The sequence below is a fragment of the Thioalkalivibrio sp. ALE16 genome (assembly GCF_000381305.1).
Classification (GTDB): Bacteria; Pseudomonadota; Gammaproteobacteria; order Ectothiorhodospirales; family Ectothiorhodospiraceae; genus Thioalkalivibrio.
This window is the reverse complement of sequence record NZ_KB906355.1, coordinates 297,425-316,100: the sequence shown is the minus strand read 5'-3', so window position 1 is coordinate 316,100 and position 18,676 is coordinate 297,425. Positions and strand designations below refer to the sequence as shown.

The following is an 18,676-nucleotide window of genomic DNA, read 5'->3' as shown; positions in this document are numbered from 1 at the left end:
TCACCCCTTACTGGTGACCTGACGGCCCGCCATCCGGACCCTGCCCCGCTGCCGGCTCCCTGCAGCCGCGAGGATGGGTGTCCTGAATGGCGGACTCGCGCATTCCCGAACGGCCCTGTGGCACGCGCCGGACGCTCCCGCCTAGTGATACCCGGTCTCCGGGGTCACCTTTCCGCGGAAGACCCAGTAGGTCCAGGCGGTGTAGCCCAGGATGATCGGGATCACGAACAACGCCCCCACCAGAATGAACAGCTGCGCATCCGGCGAGGAGGCGGCATCCCAGAAGGTGTAGTCCGGCGGCACCACGTACGGCCACTTGCTCACCAGCAGTCCCAGGTAGGTGGTGATGAACAGGGCAATCGTGGCGACGAACGGGATCCCTTCATCTCGCCGGCGCACCGCGCGGATCAGGACCCAGGCGGAGAACAGCGCCAGCGCCGGGAGCACCCAGAGGTACTGCCAGGTCCCCATCCAGCGCTCCATCACCTTCGGGTCGATGAACGGGGTAATCAGGCTCACCGCGCCGAACACCAGCAGCACGACCGCCAGCATCCAGGGCGCCACCCGATAGGCAAAGGCCTGGGTATCACCCTCGGTCTTCACAATCAGCCAGGTCGCGCCCAGCAGGGCATAGCCCGCCAGCAGCCCGATGCCGGTGAGGACGGTGAACGGCGTCAGCCAGTCGAGCGGACCGCCGGCGAAGCTGAAGCCGTCCATCTCGAAGCCCTGGATATAGGCACCCACCACCGCGCCCTGGGCGAAGGCCGCCACCGCCGAGCCGATCGCGAAGGCGGCGTTCCACAGGCCCTTGGAGCGGTGCGCCTTGAAGCGGAACTCGAAGGCCACGCCGCGGAAGATCAGCCCCGCCAGCATCAGGAAGACCCCGATATAAAGCGCCGGCAGGAACACCGAGTACACCAGCGGGAAGGCGGCCAGCAGGCCCGCGCCGCCGAGGATCAGCCAGGTCTCGTTGCCGTCCCACACCGGGGCGACGGAGTTCATCATCACGTCGCGCGAGGTCTCCCCCGGGGCGAAGGGGAAGAGGATCCCCACCCCGAGGTCGAACCCGTCCATCAGCACGTAGGCGATCACGCCCACGGCAATGATGACGACCCAGATCAGCGTGATATCAATCGTGGTTTCCATCACTTAGCTCCTTGCACCGCTGACCGCGGCGTCATCGACGAAGGTGTCAGCGGCCGACAGCGGACGCTTGGCGTGCGCCGGCGCATGCACGGCATCGGCCGGTTCCGGGCCCTGACGCACGATGCGCACCAGGTAGTAGACGCCCCCGGTGAACACCGCCGCGTAGACCGCCACATAGCCGATCAGGGTGAACAGGGCCATGCCACCGGTCAGGGCCGGGGTAATGCCCTCGGCATGATTCATCACGCCGTAGACCAGCCAGGGCGCGCGCCCGGTCTCGGTCACGAACCAGCCCGCGACCACCGCCAGGAACGGCGCCGGGATCATCCAGGCCAGCCCCTTGAGGAACAGCGGCGAGGCATACATCCGGCGGCGGAAGCGCAGCCAGGCGCCCGCCAGCGCGAACAGGATCATCACCATGCCAATCGTGACCATGATGCGGAACGACCAGAAGGTGATGCCCACCGGCGGACGTTCCTCGGCCGGAACCTCCAGCAGGCCGGGCACTTCACCGTCGAGGTCGTGGGTGAGGATGAAGCTCGCCATCTTCGGGATACCGATCTCGAAGTGATTGGTCTCGTTGGCCGAGTCCGGGATCGCGAACAAGAGCAGCGGCGCCCCGCGCTCGGTCTCCCACACGCCTTCCATCGCCGCCACCTTGGTCGGCTGATGCTCGAAGGTGTTGAGGCCGTGGATATCACCGACCACCAGCTGCGCCGGTGCCGCGAACAGCAGCACCCACATGGTGGTGCCCAGGGCCTTGCGGTTCATCACCACGTCGCGCTGGCGCAGCAGGTACCAGGCGGAGACCCCGGCGACCACGAAGCCGGCGGTGAGCAGCGAGGCCAGCCCCATGTGGAAGAAGCGCGGCCAGAAACTCGGGTTGAAGATCGCCGTGATCCAGGACGTGACATGGAACACCCCGTCCTGCAGCTCGAAGCCGACCGGTGTCTGCATCCAGCTGTTGGCCACCAGGATCCAGAACGACGAGATGAAGGTGCCCAGCGCGACCATCAGGGCCGAGAACAGGTGCACGCCCTGCGGCACCCGGTCACGCCCGAACAGCAGCACGCCCAGGAACGCCGCCTCCAGGAAGAACGCGGTGAGTACCTCGTAGGACAGCACCGGCCCGAGGAAATTGGCCGTGGCATAGGAGAACGCACTCCAGTTGGTCCCGAACTGGAACGACATCACCAGGCCGGAGACCACGCCCATACCGAAGACCACCGCGAAGATCTTGATCCAGAACTTCGAGATCTGGGTATAGATCGTGTCACCGGTCTTCCAGGCGCGAAATTCCAGAAACGCGATAAACGAAGCCAGCCCGATCGTGAACACCGGGAAGATCGCGTGAAACGAAACCACGAACGCGAACTGGATTCGCGAGAGTAGTATGGGGTCGAGCTCCATGGCCTTTCCTCCGTTATCAGGGGCACGCCGGGATGACGTATCGATGAACCCCTAACAAGTACCGTGCCAGAGTTCCGGTCCGGACCCCGGCGGCGCGCTGCAGGCGACTGGCCCGTGTCTTGGCGCCTGGCCAACGCCCGCCAATGCCGCCCCGGGTCTGCCAGTTTTGGCAGCCAGACCGCAGATGACTGCCATTTATGGCAGGCCGTCACCACCAGCACGGGCGCCCAGGCCCCGACGGGGCGGTCTGCCGGTGTTGGCATGCAACTTGTAAGCATTCCGTCACACGAAGCGCCCGGCAGACGGCGCGACCCTCAGAACTGGCCCGCCCGGTCCCCGGAGCGGCAGACGGATACGCGGAGAGAGCCATGCATCAGCCCGAAGACCCGAAGCACCCCGAGATTGACCAGGCCCTGGCCCGGCAGGCCCGGGAGACCTTGCGAGGACTGTCCCGGCGCGATTTCCTGAAGATCGCCGGTGCCGCCGGCCTGATGTCGGCGACTGGCGTGCAGGCCGCCCCGGCCCGCGCGGCGGTCTCCAGCCAGGCGCGCATCGTGGTGCTCGGTGGCGGGGCCGCCGGCATGACCATGGCCGCCCGCCTGCGCGACCTGCTTGACGGCGCACGCATCACCATCGTCGAGCCCAGCGAGATCCATCATTACCAGCCCGGCTGGACTCTGGTGGCCGCGGGCGTTTATTCCGTGGGCGAGGTCCAGCGCCGCAATGAACGCTATATCCCGCGCGGCGTCGACTGGGTGCGCTCCGCGGTGGCGGCCATCGATCCCGCATCGCAACGGGTCGAGACCACCGACGGCGACCGGCTCGACTACGACTTCCTGGTGGTCGCCACCGGGCTGCACCTGGACTTTGAAGCCATCGAAGGGTTGCGCCGCGGGGATATCGGGCGTCCCGGCCTGACCAGCCTGTATGCCAGCGCCGAGGCCGCGCGCGATGCCTACGAACAGATCCATGCGTTCGGCGAGAACGGCGGGGTGGCGCGGTTTACCATCCCCAATACGCCGATCAAGTGTGCCGGGGCGCCGATCAAGGCGACCTTCATCGCCGATGACCTGCTGCGCTCGGCCGGTCAGCGCGCCGGGGCCGATTTCCACTACCACACGGGGTCGGACACCCTGTTCAGCGTGCAGCGCTTTGACCGCATGGTGCGCGACCTGTATGCAGAACGCGGCGTGAGCGTGAACGACGGAGGTGCCCTGGTGGCGGTGGATGTCGACGCCCGCCAGGCCCAGTTCGAGACCCGCGACGGCGGGCGCGAGACGGTGGACTACGACTATCTCCACGTGACTCCGCCGATGCGCGCGCACGACTTTGTGCGTGACGCCGGGCTGGCGGTGGAGGACGGTCCTCTGGCGGCCGGAGGCTGGCTGGCGGTGGATGACCGCACGCTGCAGCATACGGATTACCCGAACATCTTCGGCGCCGGCGACGTCGTCGCGACCGCGATCGGCAAGACCGCCTCCACCGTGCGCTCGCATGGCGCGGTGATGCCGGACAACCTGGTGGACGTGATCCAGGATCGCGAACCGTCGCGGCAGTTCGACGGCTACACCTCCTGCCCGCTGATCACCGAAGTGGGCAAGGCCGCACTGGTGGAATTCGATTACACCCTGCAGGAGGTGCCGACCTTCAGCTTCCTCGACCAGGGGGAACCCAGCTGGATGTGGTGGCGCCTGAAGGTGCATATGATCAAGCCGCTGTACTTCAACATGCTGCGCGGGCGCTACCTGCGCTAGTCAATGCCGCAACCGGGCGAAACAGGCGCCCCGCCGCCGGACCACCGTGCCGCGCCGGGGCCATGGCTGCGCGCACGGCAACGGCCACACCGCCACTGGCTGGTGCTCAGTGCCGCCAGCACGCTGGTGGCCACGCTGGCGACCATTGCGCTGGCGGGGCTCGTGGCCTGGGCGGTGCACGGCACGCTGTTCGCCGCCGCCCCCCCGTACCTGCCGGGCATCCTGCTGGGCGGCCTCGCCTTGCTCGGTCTGCGCTATGCCGCCCAGGCCCTGCGCGACCTGGCGGGACACCGCCTCGCCTTTGCGGTCAAGCAGCAGCTGCGCACCGATCTCCTGCAACAGGTCCGGCATGCCGGACCCGCGCGCCTGGCCGGACAGACCACCGCGGGCGCCTGGGCGGAGCAGTTCCAGACGCGGGTGGATGACCTGACCGGCTACTATGCGCGTTACCTGCCGGCCCGCCAGGCGGTCATCCTGACGCCACTGGCCATCCTGGCCGCGGCCTTCTGGCTGGACTGGCTCGCCGCCCTGCTGTTGCTGCTCGCCACCCCGCTGATCCCGGCCTTCATGGCGATCGTCGGCATGGGTGCGGAACAGATCCACCGGCGTCAGCAAGAGGAGGCCAACCGTCTGGCGGGGCACTTCCTCGACCGCATCCGCAGCCTGGACTGGCTGCGCCGGGCCCGCGCCATCACGGCCACCGAGATCGAGGTCGTCGAGCGCAGCCACCAGCAACGGCGCCTGACCATGCGCACCCTCCGGGTCGCATTCCTGTCCTCGGCGATCATGGAGTTCTTCAGCGCGGTCGCGATCGGCATGGTCGCGATCTACATCGGCTTCGCCCTGTTCGGCGCCATCGACTATGGCCCGGCCGGGGACATCACCCTGTTCACCGGGTTGTTCATCCTGCTGCTGGCGCCGGAGTATTTCCTGCCCCTGCGCCAGTTCGCCCAGAGCTACCATGACCGCGCCGGTGCGCTGGCCGCCGCCGAGAGCCTCGCTCCCGCGCTTGCTTCGCCCAACGGGGCCGAGGCTTCAGCCGCGGTCACCGAGGTCACCGGCGGGGACGAGACCGACCCCTTGCTGAAACTCGAGGATGTGATGGTGCACTACCCGGGTCAGCGCACACCGGTCCTCAAGCATCTCGACCTCGAGATTCAAGCGGGGGCGCATCTCGCACTGACCGGCCCCAGTGGCAGCGGAAAATCCACCCTTCTGGCGGTATGTGCCGGCTTTCTGCCCCCCACCGAGGGCCGCATTCAACGCCATGCCCGGGCCCGCCATTTCGCCTGGATCGACCAGGATGCCCATCTGTTCCACGGCAGCCTGCGCGAAAACCTGCAGCTGGCCCGCCACGCAATGATCCCCGATGCAGAGATGGCCACGGCACTGGAACAGGCCGGGTTACCCCTCGACGCGCCCGAGCTCCCCGACGGCCTGGACACCGCCATCGGCGAGGCCCGGCACGGCCTCTCCGGCGGCCAGGCCCAGCGGGTCGCCGTCGCGCGCGCACTGCTCTCCGGGCACCGCCTCTGGCTGCTCGACGAACCGACCAGCGCGCTCGACGTGGAGACCGAAGAGGCACTCCTGGACACGCTGTTCCGGCTGGCCGACACCCGTGGCCTGACGCTGGTGATCGCGAGCCATCATGCCGCCATCCACCGGCGCTGCCCGCAACAGCTGGAGCTGGCGCCGGTCACGCCGGAGACACCCCATGCGTGACGAAACCCGCGCCAACCTCGCCTTTCTGCACCGCGTCTTCCGCCGGCGCCGCGTCTGGTACTGGGGCGCCTGGGGCCTGCTGGCATTGACCTGGATCGCCGGGATCGCCCTGCTGGCGCTGTCCGGCTGGTTTATCACCGCGACCGCGCTGGCCGGCGCCGGACTTCTGGCCACCCTGGACCTCTACGTACCTTCCGGTGGCATCCGCACCGCCGCGATCAGCCGCACCCTGGCACGCTATTTCGAGCGTCTGGTCAGTCACGAGGCGGTGCTGCGCAGCCTGGCCGATCTGCGCGGCCACAGCTTCCGCGGGCTCGCCGCACTGCCCATGGCACGCGTTCGCGCCTACCGCAGTGGCGACCTGCAGACCCGCCTGACCAGCGACATCGACACCCTCGATGGGATGCCCCTGCGGGTGGTCGGACCGATGGTCGCCGCCGCCATCAGCCTCGTGGTCACGCTGGTCATCGCGATCTGGCTGGCGCCCTGGCCCGCCGCGGCCGTGCTCGCCGTCTCCGGTCTTGCAACACTTGCCGTCTCCGCGCTGCTCGCGCTGGCCGGGCAGCGCCGAAGCCATGCGCTGGTGCAGGCCCGGGCACGCGAACGCATCGGGCTGTTCGACTACATTGGCGGCCTGGCCGAGCTTCTGGCCTACAACCGGGCCCGCGAACACGAGGCCTCACTGCGCCGCGAGAACGCGACCTACGCGCGCCAGCAACGCGCCCAGGAGGCGTTCGGCGTTGGGTCTGAACAGGCCGTGCAGGCCGTGGTCGGCGCATCCGCGCTGCTGATGCTGGTCCTCGCCCTGGGCTGGTACCGCGACGGGACCCTGAGCGCGCCTGTGGCGGTACTGCTGCCGCTGATGACCCTGGGATTGGGCGAGGTCCTCGGCAGCCTGCCCGGGGCGTGGTGGCGTGCCGGCGAGAGCCTGAAGGCCGCCGGGCGCGTGCAGCATCTCGAAGCAGCCGGGCAGGCCCCGGCAGGGGCCGCACGCCCGGCCCCTGCCGGCCACGCCCCCGTGCTGCAGGCCCACGGCCTGACCATCGGCTTTCACCGCGAACGCCCGCTGCTCGGCCCCCTGGACCTCACCCCCGCGCGCGGCCGTCCGCTGGTGATCAGCGGGGCCAGCGGGCGCGGCAAGAGCACGCTGCTGGACACCCTCGCCGGCGAACTGCCGCCCCTGACCGGGCGCATCGCGCTTGGCGGCGACGATCTCGATCGAATCTCGGCCGACACCCGGTACCGCCATCTCAGCTACCTGCCTCAGGGGCTGCAACTGCCGGACACCTCCCTCCGCGACATCCTGGAGCCGCGTCACACACATCTCAGCGATGCGGCCCTGTGGGAGGCTCTGGAGCAGGTGGATCTGGCGGATGCCGTGCGTGGCACGGAAGAAGGCCTGCACTACCGCATCGGCGAAGCTGGCTCGTACCTCTCCGGCGGCCAGCGGCGCCGGCTCGCCCTGGCGGCGATCCTCCTTCAGGACCGTCCCGTCGTCCTGCTCGATGAACCCTTCGCCGGCCTCGACCCGAGGACCCTCGAGCGCGTACTGTCCCGCATCGGCCCGTGGCTGAACCAGCGCCAGTGCCTGCTCGTGACCCACGCCCCGGAATCCCTGCCGCGCGACTGGCCCCGCCTCGATCTCGGCCGCCCCGCCCCCTCCTGAACCCGGACCGAAGGGATACCCCGCAGTCGAAATGCGAACAGCGCCGCGCAGACCTCGTCGCCGGGGAATATAGAGAGTAAGGGTGTGACGGTCGGTTCCGCCGCCCGCCCTCCGGCGTGCTGGCCCCGCAGGGCGCCAATGGTCGAACCATCGTTCTCATATCTCGGGTTCGAATCCCGGAAACCTCGGGGGCCAGACGTGCAAAAGGGGCCACTTGGGCCCCTTCACAGGATTTGGCGGAGAGTGAGGATTACGCCCGGCTGCGCCGGTCGCCCTTCGGGCCGCCTTCGCTGCGCTGCGGCGTTCCGGTGTCGCTGCGCGCCACCGGTCGAACCATCGTTCTCATATCTCGGGTTCGAATCCCGGAAATCTCGGGGGCCAGACGTGCGAAAGGGGCCACTTGGGCCCCTTTGCGGTATTTGGCGGAGAGTGAGGGATTCGAACCCTCGATGGGCTTTTGACCCATACTCCCTTAGCAGGGGAGCGCCTTCGACCGCTCGGCCAACTCTCCGGAAACGCGGCACAGGATACGTTCTTGGGCAGCCAAATGAAAGGCCCGCAGGCGGTGATCCGCCTCCGGGCCCTGACATTGCCTGCCGAGGGTTCAGTCGTCGCGTGCGCCTGCGGCCACACCCCCGGCCCCGGTACTACCACCGCCACCGGAGTTCTCCCCGCCGCCGTCACCGCCGGCGACGTTCGATTCGCGCTGGATGCGCTGAAAGATCTCCTCGCGATGGACCGCGACGTCCTGGGGCGCGTTGATGCCGATGCGGACCTGATTGCCCTTGACCCCCAGGACGGTGACGGACACATCCTCGCCGATCATGAGGGTCTCGCCCACACGTCGAGTCAAAATGAGCATGCTCTTCTCCGCAGTGCCTGTGTCGGACGGAGTCGGTCGTCCGGTAACCGTTTTACGGTCTGTCATCCTTAACCGTCCTCCTGTTGACCGGCTGGGTCGTGTTCGAGTTCAAATGCATCGTGCAATGCACGTACCGCAAGTTCGAGGTACTTCTCATCCACCACCACGGAGATCTTGATTTCCGAGGTGGAGATCATCCGGATGTTGATGGTTTCGCGCGACAGGGCCTCGAACATCTTGCTGGCGATGCCGGCGTGCGAGCGCATGCCGACGCCCACCACCGAGATCTTCACGATGTGGGTGTCGCCTGCGACCTCGCGGGCGTTGAGGTCCCTGGCCGCCGCCTGCAGGATCTCGAGGGCCTTGTCGTAGTCGTTGCGATGAACCGTAAAGGTGAAGTCGGTGGTCTGATCCGCGCCCACGTTCTGCACGATCATGTCCACCTCGATATTGGCCTCCGCGATCGGGCCGAGGATGCGATGCGCGACCCCCGGCTGATCGGGGACGCCCTGAATCGTCAGCTGGGCCTCGTTCTGATTGAACGCGATACCCGCAACCAGCGCCTGTTCCACCTGCGCATCCTCCTCCGTGGTAATCAGGGTCCCCGGTCCTTCCTCGAACGAGGACAGCACTCGTAACGGGACGTTGTACTTGCCGGCGAATTCCACCGCCCGGATCTGCAGCACCTTGGAACCGAGGCTTGCCATCTCCAGCATCTCCTCGAAGGTGATGCTGTGCAACCGGCGGGCATTCGGGACCAGGCGCGGATCGGTGGTGTAGACGCCGTCGACATCCGTGTAGATGCGGCACTCGTCGGCCTTGAGCGCCGCGGCCAGCGCGACTGCGGTGGTATCCGAGCCCCCCCGGCCCAGGGTGGTGATCGCACCGTGTTCGTCCACGCCCTGGAAACCGGCCACGACCACCACGCGCCCGGCGTCCAGGTCGCCCCGCACGCGGGCATCGTCGATGCTGCGGATGCGCGCCTTGTTATGCGCGCTGTCGGTGCGGATGGTCACCTGCGCGCCGGTGTAGGAGCGCGCGTCGCAGCCGCGCGCCTCCAGCGCCATCGCCAGCAGCGCGATGGTGACCTGCTCGCCGGTGGACAGCAGCACGTCCAGCTCGCGGCCATCCGCCCGCGGGTTCAGCGCGTGGGCGAGCCCCAGCAGACGATCGGTCTCGCCGCTCATCGCGGAGACCACGATCACCAGCTGGTGCCCTTCCTCGCGCAGTTTCAGGGCGCGTTCCGCGACCGCCTGGATGCGTTCGGGCGAGCCCACCGAGGTGCCGCCAAATTTGAGTACCAGCAACGCCATTTGAAGATTCCGTTCCGTGCCCGGCCCTTGCGGCCGTCCGGACAGGGCGCACCCCATCCATTAGCGTTTACTTAAAAGGCCACCATTAGACAACAAAATATCCGTCGTTGCGAGGCCCGTCAGCGGCGGCGCTATCCCAAGGAGATCGCCGCGGCGCTGCGCGCCTCGCGATGAAAAGACCACCGTCGTTGCGAGGCCCCGTCAGGGGCCGCGGCAACCGCCGTCCGAAACCACCGGAACCACCCGCCTTCCAGCGCCGGGGCAACCCCTGGAGATCGCCGCGGCGCTGCGCGCCTCGCGATGACGGCTGCGCAGACTCGTGGCCGATCAGGCGCGTTCGCGTACCCAGTCGGCGACCGAGGCCAGCGCGGCATCCAGCTTGTCCGGGCTCTGACCGCCAGCCATCGCCATGTCCGGGCGGCCGCCGCCCTTGCCGTCCACCTGCGCGGCGACATGACCGACCAGGTCGCCGGCCTTGAACTGGCCGGTCTCGGCCTTGGTGACGCCGGCCACCAGGCTGACCTTGCCCTCGCCGGTGGCGGTACCCAGGACCACGACCGCCTTGCCGAGTTTCTGCTTGAGCTGGTCGACCATGTCGCGCAGGGCCTTGGGCTCCACGCCTTCGACCTTCGCGGCCAGCACCTGCACGCCGCCGACCTCCTGCGCCTGCGAGGCCAGATCGCTGCCGGCCTGGCTGGCCAACTTGCCCTTGAGCTGTTCGATCTGCTTTTCCAGTTCGCGCGAGCGCTCCTGCAACTGGGCGACCTTGTCGGCCGCCTCGCCACGCCCGGCGCGCAGGCGATCGGCGATCGCATCCAGGTACCCGAGCTGCTGGTCGACCCAGCGCAGCGCCACCTCGCCGGCCACCGCCTCGATACGGCGAATACCGGCCGCCACCCCGCCCTCGGAGGTGATGCGGAACAGGCCGATGTCGCCGGTACGATCCACATGCGTGCCGCCGCACAGCTCCACGGAGGTGCCAATCTTCAGCACCCGGACCTGATCGCCGTACTTCTCGCCGAACAGCGCGACCGCGCCGGACTCCATCGCCGACTCGATGTCCATCACGCGGGTATCGGTGGCCTCGTTGGCCAGGATCTCGGCGTTCACCTGGGCCTCGATGGCACGCAGCTGCTCGTCGGTCAGCGGCTCCATGTGGGTGAAGTCGAAGCGCAGGCGCTCCGGGTCCACCAGCGAACCTTTCTGCTGGACGTGGTCGCCCAACTGGTCGCGCAGGGCCTTGTGCAGCAGGTGGGTCGCCGAGTGATGGCGACGGATGTTCTCGCGGCGCGGGCCTTCGACCGCGGCCTGTAGCGTCTGGCCGACCTCCAGCGTGCCGGCGCGGACCTGGCCGACATGGATGTGCGCCGCGCCCTGCTTGCGGGTATCAGCGACCTGGAAGCGCACCCCGGAGCCACTGAGCGTGCCGACATCGCCCACCTGGCCGCCGGACTCGCCGTAGAACGGCGTGCGGTCCAGTACCACCAGGCCCTCGGCCCCGACCTCGAGTCGTTCGACCGGCTCGCCGTTCTGGTACAGCGCGACCACGCGACCCTCGTCGTCGACGGTCTCGTAACCGGAGAATGTGGTCTCGAGATCGACCTGCGGCAGGCCGCCGTCGTCCATGGAGAAGTGGCTGGCGGCGCGGGCCCGGGCGCGCTGGTCGGCCATCGCGGACTCGAAGCCCGCCATGTCCAGTTCCAGGCCACGCTCGCGGGCGATATCGCCGGTCAGGTCCACCGGGAAGCCGTAGGTGTCATACAGCAGGAAGATGGTCTCGCCCGGGATCACCTGGCCTTCGAGATCACGCAGGTCGTCCTCGAGGATCTTCATGCCCTTGTCGAGCGTCTCCAGGAACTTGCGCTCTTCCTTCTCCAGCACCTTCTCGACCTGCGCCTGCGCCTCGGCCAGCTCCGGGAAGGCCTCGCCCATCGCGCGCACCAGGTCGCCGACCATCTGATAGAGGAAGGCGTCCTGCGCGCCCACCTTGAAGCCATGGCGCGCGGCGCGACGGATGATGCGGCGCAGCACGTAGCCACGGCCCTCGTTTGACGGCAGCACGCCGTCGGTAATCAGGAAGGCGATGGAGCGGATGTGGTCGGCGATCACGCGCAGCGAGGCGGAATCGCTCTCCTTCGCCCCGGTCACGCGCGCGGCGGCCGCGATCAGGTCCTGGAACAGGTCGATCTCGTAGTTGGAGTGCACGCCCTGCAGCACGGCGGCCAGGCGCTCCAGTCCCATACCGGTATCGACGGACGGGCGTGGCAGCGGGTTCAGCGTGCCGTCCGCGTCGCGGTCGTACTGCATGAACACCAGATTCCAGATCTCGATGTAGCGATCGCCGTCCTCGTCCGGGGAGCCGGGCGGGCCGCCCTCGACCTCCGGACCGTGGTCGTAGAACACCTCGGTGCAGGGGCCGCAGGGGCCGGTGTCACCCATCTGCCAGAAGTTGTCGGAACCGCCATCGGGGTCGTCGCCGATGCGGATGATGCGCTCGGCCGGCACCTGGATCTCGTTCGCCCAGACGCTGTAGGCGTCGTCGTCGGTCTCGTAGACCGTGACCCACAGCTTCTCCGGCGGCAGGCCAATGGACTCGGTCAGGAACTGCCAGGCGTAGTGGATCGCGTCGCGCTTGAAGTAGTCGCCGAAGCTGAAGTTGCCCAGCATCTCGAAGAACGTGTGGTGGCGCGCGGTATAGCCGACGTTCTCGAGGTCGTTGTGCTTGCCGCCCGCGCGCACGCAGCGCTGCGTGGACACCGCCCGGGTATACGGACGCTTCTCGCGCCCGAGGAACACATCCTTGAACTGCACCATGCCCGCGTTGGTAAACAGCAACGTGGGATCATTGCCCGGTACCAGCGGGCTGGACGGCACGATCGTATGGCCATGCCCTTCAAAGAATTCGAGGAAACTCCGGCGAATGTCGGCGCTTTTCATGCGGTTCCGGTGAGCGTTGGGGTCAAACCCGGAATGCTATCACGCAAGCGCCCCAGCCGCGTATCGCCGGGCCCGCCTTCGGGCCATGCTTCCGGTGCTCGGGAAGTGCATTGTGGGAGCGGCCTTGGCCGCGAAAACGCCAGCATAACCATCGGCGGGAGCATTCGCGGGCAAGCCCGCTCCCACATCAATCCCTGGATGATGCGTCTTTCCAGGCGGCGAGGGCCTGGTGGGCGACGCCGCCGGGGAAGCCGCGGCCGGCCAGGTGGCGGAGCATGCGGGCCTCGTCCTCACGGGTCTCGGGGGGGTGGCGGAAGTGGCGTTCGAGCTGGCCGCGGGCCTGATCGGTCCAGTCGACCTCCAGGGCATCGAGGGCGGCATTGACGGTATCGCTGCCGATACCGTTGTGGGCGAGTTCGGCGCGGATGCGCTGTTCGCCGTAGCCCTGCTCCGTGCGGTGGCGGGCGATGAAATCCGCGTAGCGGGTGTCGCTCAGGTAGTCGAGCTCGCGCGCGCGCTCGAGCGCGGTATCAACCGCATCCCGCTCGAACCCACGCTCGGCCAGCTTGCGGCTCAGCTCCAACGCGGAGTGTTCGCGCCGGACCAGCAACCGCAGGCCCGCCTCCAGCGCGGCCTCGGGGTCGGCCGGGTCAGCCCTGCTCCTCGACCGGGGCATCGACCGGCTCGTCCTCCGCCGCGGCCTTGTTGCGCTTCGGCAGCAGGCGGTCGCGCAGGGTCTTCTCGACTTCCTCGGCGATGTGCGGGTTGTCCTTCAGGTACTGGCGGGCGTTTTCCTTGCCCTGACCAATCCGCTCGCCGTTGTAGCTGTACCAGGCACCCGCCTTGTCGATCAGGCCTTCCTTCACACCCATCTCGATGATCTCGCCGACCCGCGAGATACCCTCGCCATAGAGGATCTCGAAGTAGGCCTCCTTGAACGGGGGCGCCATCTTGTTCTTCACGACCTTTACGCGGGTCTCGTTGCCGATCACCTCGTCGCCCTTCTTGATCGCGCCGATGCGGCGGATATCCATGCGCACGGAGGAATAGAACTTGAGCGCATTGCCGCCGGTGGTGGTCTCGGGGCTGCCGAACATCACGCCGATCTTCATGCGGATCTGGTTGATGAAGATCACGAGCGTGTTGGAGCGCTTGATGTTGGCCGTGAGCTTGCGCAGCGCCTGCGACATCAGCCGCGCCTGCAGGCCGACGTGCGAATCGCCCATCTCGCCCTCGATCTCGGCCTTGGGCGTGAGCGCCGCCACCGAGTCGACGATCACCACGTCCACCGCGCCCGAACGCACCAGCATGTCGGCGATCTCCAGCGCCTGCTCGCCGGTATCCGGCTGCGAGACCAGCAGATCGTCCACGTTCACGCCCAGTTTCTCGGCGTAGGTCGGGTCGAGCGCATGCTCGGCGTCCACAAACGCGGCGGTACCGCCGGCCTTCTGCGCCTCGGCCACCACCTGCAGGGTCAGGGTCGTCTTGCCCGAGGACTCCGGGCCATAGATCTCGACCACGCGCCCGCGCGGCACGCCGCCAATCCCGAGCGCGATATCCAGCGCCAGGGAGCCCGTGGAGATGGCCGGCACATCCACCGCCTGCTGATCGCCCATGCGCATCACCGCGCCCTTGCCGAATTGGCGTTCGATCTGCCCCAGTGCGGCGGTCAGGGCCTTCTTGCGATTCTCGTCCACGGTTTGCCTCCCGATACTTGCAGCGATGGTTTCCGACCCGTTGCGGGCCGGATACGGGGCCGCAGTATCCCACAGGGCGGGGAACGACCCAACCCGGGATCCTGCGCGGATCAATGCCGGGCACGAAACCCGCCCCGAGCGGCGTCAGGCCGCCTCGTGGGCGAGCAGTTCGCTCAGGGCGTGGAGCATTGACTGCAGACGAACGGCGTGGCGTTCGCCGGGGAAATGGCGGGTCGCGACGCGCACCTCCTGGCCGCGCGTCTGCCAGCCGAAGCAGACCGTACCGACCGGCTTGTCCGCGGTCCCGCCACCGGGCCCGGCGATCCCGGTGACCGAGAGCGCATGATCCGCATCGCAGCGGGCCAGTGCGCCCTCGACCATCGCGCGGGCCACGGCCTCGCTGACCGCGCCGTGTTCCGCGATCAATTCGGCCGGGACCCCGACCATCGCCGTCTTGGCCGCGTTGGAGTACGCCACCCAGCCGCATTCGAACCATTGCGAGCTGCCCGGAACATCGGTCATCGCCTGGGCGATGCCGCCACCGGTGCAGGATTCCACGGTGCATAGACGCTCGCCCCGTGCCATCAGGCGCTCGCCCAGGTCGTACACCAGCGCGGAGAGGCCGGGGGCGTCGGTTTCCCCCGAAGTCAGGATCGTGCTGCTGGATGCGGCGGTCATGGCGCGATCATCCCTCCGTATCGAAGGCGACCGCAACCCGCCAGCCGCCGCCATCGGCTGGATCGACGGCGTCGCAGCGCACCACGCGGCCGTGGCGTTCCAACCCCGCCAGGCGGCCATCGGGACTTGGCACCACCACGCTGACATCGACCCCCGGGTCGGTCTCGCGCTGGACCACGAACGCACAGCCCGTCGCCGACAGGTCCTCCAGCCGCACCGCGACCGACTCGCCGCTGGAGCACCAGGTCATGCGCGCCTCGCCCTGCACCTGCATCCGCCGGTGATTGCGCCGATCCTCTTCCCCGATCATGTTCGCCCCTCCCTGACGTGGCGTCCGCCGCACGGCCTCGAGTGTGGCACAACATGCCAGGCCAGACCCACCTGCCATGTGGCGCGCTGCATCCGTATACTGCGCGTTTGCCCGGATCGAGCGCAGCCGAACCGATGAGCACCGCCGAACCCCTTTCCGCCCATACCCCGATGATGCAGCAGTACCTCGGCATCAAGGCCGAGTACCCGGACACGCTGCTGCTCTATCGCATGGGCGATTTCTACGAGCTGTTCTACGACGATGCCGAGCGCGCGGCCTCGCTGCTCGACATCACCCTGACCCGGCGCGGCGAGTCCGCCGGGCAGCCGATCCCCATGGCCGGGATCCCGGTGCACACCCTGGAGAGCTATCTCTCGCGCCTGCTGAAGCTGGGCGAGAGCGTGGCCATCTGCGAGCAGACCGGCGCGGTAGGCGCGCAGAAGGGCCCGGTCAAACGCGAGGTGGTGCGCATCGTCACCCCCGGCACGGTTACCGAAGAGGCCCTGCTGGAGGCCCGCAGCATCAACCGGCTGGTCGCCGTCTGCCCCGCCGGCTCGGCCGCAATCAAGGGCCGCAAGGAGGGCTACGGGATCGCCAGTCTGGAGTTCGCCAGCGGCCAGTTCCGCCTGCTGGAGGTGCGCGACGCGACCGAACTGGCCGCCGAGCTGGCGCGTCTGGACCCGGTGGAATGCCTGATCCCCGATCAGGCCGCGCCGATCCCCGGGATCGACGGATTCGCGCCACAACGCCACGCGGACTGGCACTTCGACGGCGTCTCCGCGCGGCGCGTGCTCACCACACACTTCGGCACCCGCGACCTCTCCGGCTTCGGCTGCGACGGCCTCGACCTCGGCATCGCCGCCGCCGGCGCCCTGCTCGCCTACGTGCAGAACCGCTATCGCGGCGATCTCGCCCACATCACCGGTCTGGCGCACGAACTGCGCAGCCAGATGCTGGTGCTCGACCCGGCCACCCGCCGCAACCTGGAACTGACCCGGACGCTCGGCGGCGAACGCCAGGGATCGCTGCTGGCCCTGCTGGACACCACCCGCTCGGCGATGGGTTCGCGCCGGCTGCTGCAGTGGCTGCACCAGCCGCTGCGCGACCGCGCCATTATCCGCGAGCGCCAGACCGCCATCACCGCGCTGCTGGAGGCCGGCGCCACCACGCCCCTGCGCGAGGCCCTGGCCGGTAGTGCGGATGTCGAACGCATCCTGTCGCGCATCGTCCTCGGCAGCGCGCGCCCACGCGACCTGACCGCCCTGCTCGCGAGCCTCGAACGCCTGCCGCCGCTGCACCAGGCCCTGACGCCCGTGGCCGGGAACAGCGACGCCCTGCAGGCCCTGCATCAGGCCCTGGCCCCGGAGGCCGACCTGAGCACCACTCTGGCCGCCGCGCTGGTCGAGGAGCCCCCGCTGCGCGTCACCGACGGCGGCATGATCCGACCGGGCTTCGATGCCGAGCTGGACCGCCTGCGCGCACTGGAGCACGACGCCGACTCGTTCCTGCGCGAGATCGAGGCACGCGAGCGCGAGGCCACCGGCATCCCCACCCTGAAGGTCGCCTACAACCGCGTGCACGGTTACTACATCGAGGTCTCGCGCACGCGCTCGGCGGAGCTGCCCGGACGCTTCATGCGCCGCCAGACCCTGAAGAACGCCGAGCGCTACACCACCGAGGAACTCAAGCGCTTCGAGGACGAGATCCTCTCCGCCCGCGAGCAGGCGATGGCCCGCGAGCGCGCCCTGTTCGACGGCCTGATCACCGAGCTTCAGGGCCGCGCCCCGCGCCTGCGCGCCATCGCCGACGCGCTCGCCGAACTGGACGCCCTCGCCTGCCTGGCCGAGCGCGCCCAGCGCCTGGACTGGCACTGCCCGGAACTGGTGGAGAATCCCGGCATCCGCATCGAGCAGGGGCGCCACCCGGTGGTGGAGGCCGGTCTGGACGCGCCGTTTGTCGCCAACGACACCGAACTGGACCCCGAAGAGCGCCGCCTGCTGGTGATCACCGGGCCCAACATGGGCGGCAAGTCCACCTACATGCGCCAGACGGCCCTGATCGTGCTGCTGGCCTGCATGGGCAGCTTCGTGCCGGCCGCGCGGGCGCAGATCGGGCCGGTGGACCGCATCTTCACCCGCATCGGGGCCTCCGACGACCTGACCTCCGGGCGCTCCACCTTCATGGTGGAGATGACCGAAGCCGCGAATATCCTGCACAACGCCGGTCCCGAAAGCCTGGTGCTGATGGACGAGATCGGGCGCGGCACCAGCACCTTCGACGGGCTGGCGCTCGCGCTGGCCTGCGCCGAACGCCTGGCGCGCCACAACCGCGCGCTGACCCTGTTCGCCACGCATTACTTCGAGCTGACCGCACTGGCCGAACGCGAAGCGGCCGTGGCCAACGTGCACACCGACGCCATGGAGCACGAACACAGCATCGTGTTCCTGCACCAGGTCCGCGAGGGGCCGGCCAACCAGAGCTACGGGTTGCAGGTCGCGCAACTGGCCGGGGTACCGGCCGACGTGCTGAAACTCGCCCGCACCCACCTGCGCGAGCTGGAGGACCGCGCCGCGGCCGCCGACTCGCCCCAGCTCGGCCTGTTCACCGCGCCGCCCGGGCCAGCGGCCGCCGAGCCGGAGCCCGAGGCGCGCCCCGCGCCGGCCCCGGAAGAACGCGCCCTGAAGGCCCTGTTCGACACCCTGGACCCGGACGAGATGTCCCCGCGCGAGGCCCTGGACGCGCTCTACCGCATGAAGGACGCGCTGCGCAACCCGGATTGACGCGCTCGTTGTGCGGTCCTGAAGGGGCCGTGGCAACCACTTTCGGAACCATCGGAATTCACCGAGGGACCCCGCGCCGGGGGTCCACCGAGAGATCGCCACGTCGCTTCGCTCCTCGCGATGACGGAGAAGGGGATGGCCGCTCCTGGCAATGATGGATTAAGGGGAGGGTTGCGCCCTGCGATGAGGGGTTGAGGAGTGACCACTCCTTGCGGTGACGAGATGGTTTCCCTGTCATTGCGAGGTCCCGGAAGGGCCGCGGCAATCGGTCCGCCGCTGGCGCGAAGCCCCCGAATGTGGCCAGGGTTCGCCCGGGATTCCCGACAGCCGCGGGGGAGGCGTTACAATGCGGCGAAATCCTGCCGGCTGTCGGTGCCACGGCCGGTTCACGCTCGGCCAGG

The 18,676-nt window shown here is 68.5% G+C and carries 13 protein-coding genes and 1 tRNA gene; 4 read left to right on the top strand and 10 right to left on the bottom strand.

Annotated elements, in window-relative coordinates; genetic code table 11:
* Positions 1 to 141 precede the first annotated feature (141 nt).
* Both cydB and F627_RS0103395 read right to left on the bottom strand, forming a co-directional pair.
* Positions 142 to 1,146: a cytochrome d ubiquinol oxidase subunit II gene (gene cydB / locus F627_RS0103400; protein WP_018866039.1), complete on the bottom strand. Its 1,005-nt coding sequence runs from the start codon at positions 1,144 to 1,146 to the stop codon at positions 142 to 144.
* Positions 1,147 to 1,149: 3 nt separating this feature from the next.
* Positions 1,150 to 2,556 (bottom strand): cytochrome ubiquinol oxidase subunit I, encoded by a 1,407-nt coding sequence (locus tag F627_RS0103395; protein WP_018882803.1) that lies wholly within the window; start codon positions 2,554 to 2,556, stop codon positions 1,150 to 1,152.
* Positions 2,557 to 2,924: 368 nt separating this feature from the next.
* Between F627_RS0103395 and F627_RS0103390 the strand changes: the two genes are divergently transcribed.
* The 3 genes from F627_RS0103390 to cydC all read left to right on the top strand — a co-directional run bounded on the left by F627_RS0103390 (position 2,925) and on the right by cydC (position 7,698).
* A complete protein-coding gene (locus tag F627_RS0103390) occupies positions 2,925 to 4,310 on the top strand; it encodes an NAD(P)/FAD-dependent oxidoreductase (RefSeq protein ID WP_018877664.1) in 1,386 nt (461 codons plus the stop codon).
* A gap of 102 nt (positions 4,311 to 4,412) precedes the next feature.
* Positions 4,413 to 6,032: a thiol reductant ABC exporter subunit CydD gene (gene cydD, locus F627_RS0103385; RefSeq protein ID WP_019583276.1), complete on the top strand. Its 1,620-nt coding sequence runs from the start codon at positions 4,413 to 4,415 to the stop codon at positions 6,030 to 6,032.
* Positions 6,025 to 7,698 carry a thiol reductant ABC exporter subunit CydC gene (cydC, locus tag F627_RS0103380; protein WP_019583275.1) on the top strand — a complete coding sequence of 558 codons (1,674 nt, stop codon included), beginning with the start codon at positions 6,025 to 6,027 and terminating at the stop codon, positions 7,696 to 7,698. The genes cydD and cydC overlap by 8 nt, the downstream gene beginning before the upstream one ends.
* A 420-nt stretch (positions 7,699 to 8,118) precedes the next feature.
* On the opposite strand, the gene F627_RS0103375 is transcribed toward cydC, so the two are convergent.
* The 8 genes from F627_RS0103375 to F627_RS0103340 form a co-directional block, all read right to left on the bottom strand.
* A tRNA-Ser gene (locus F627_RS0103375) sits at positions 8,119 to 8,209 on the bottom strand.
* A 93-nt stretch (positions 8,210 to 8,302) separates the two neighbouring features.
* Positions 8,303 to 8,560 carry a carbon storage regulator CsrA gene (csrA, locus tag F627_RS0103370; protein ID WP_026279180.1) on the bottom strand — a complete coding sequence of 86 codons (258 nt, stop codon included), beginning with the start codon at positions 8,558 to 8,560 and terminating at the stop codon, positions 8,303 to 8,305.
* A 68-nt stretch (positions 8,561 to 8,628) separates the two neighbouring features.
* Complete coding sequence (locus F627_RS0103365; RefSeq protein WP_018866033.1) at positions 8,629 to 9,873, bottom strand: aspartate kinase; 1,245 nt, start codon at positions 9,871 to 9,873, stop codon at positions 8,629 to 8,631.
* Positions 9,874 to 10,200: 327 nt separating this feature from the next.
* Positions 10,201 to 12,810 (bottom strand): alanine--tRNA ligase, encoded by a 2,610-nt coding sequence (alaS, locus tag F627_RS0103360; protein ID WP_019583274.1) that lies wholly within the window; start codon positions 12,808 to 12,810, stop codon positions 10,201 to 10,203.
* Positions 12,811 to 12,997: 187 nt separating this feature from the next.
* The gene (locus F627_RS0103355) at positions 12,998 to 13,486 is read right to left on the bottom strand and encodes a regulatory protein RecX (protein WP_026332012.1); all 489 of its coding nucleotides are present in this window, start codon (positions 13,484 to 13,486) and stop codon (positions 12,998 to 13,000) included.
* Positions 13,461 to 14,507, bottom strand: a complete 1,047-nt coding sequence (gene recA, locus F627_RS0103350) for a recombinase RecA (RefSeq protein ID WP_019583272.1) — start codon at positions 14,505 to 14,507, stop codon at positions 13,461 to 13,463. Before recA ends, F627_RS0103355 begins: the two co-directional genes overlap by 26 nt.
* 144 nt (positions 14,508 to 14,651) lie before the next feature.
* Positions 14,652 to 15,185: a CinA family protein gene (locus tag F627_RS0103345; protein ID WP_018877670.1), complete on the bottom strand. Its 534-nt coding sequence runs from the start codon at positions 15,183 to 15,185 to the stop codon at positions 14,652 to 14,654.
* 7 nt (positions 15,186 to 15,192) lie between these two features.
* Positions 15,193 to 15,495: a PilZ domain-containing protein gene (locus F627_RS0103340; RefSeq protein ID WP_019583271.1), complete on the bottom strand. Its 303-nt coding sequence runs from the start codon at positions 15,493 to 15,495 to the stop codon at positions 15,193 to 15,195.
* Positions 15,496 to 15,629: 134 nt separating this feature from the next.
* Here F627_RS0103340 and mutS point away from each other — a divergent pair, with 134 nt between their 5' ends.
* On the top strand, positions 15,630 to 18,275 hold the full coding sequence (mutS, locus tag F627_RS0103335; protein WP_019583270.1) for a DNA mismatch repair protein MutS: 2,646 nt from the start codon (positions 15,630 to 15,632) through the stop codon (positions 18,273 to 18,275).
* Positions 18,276 to 18,676 lie beyond the last annotated feature (401 nt).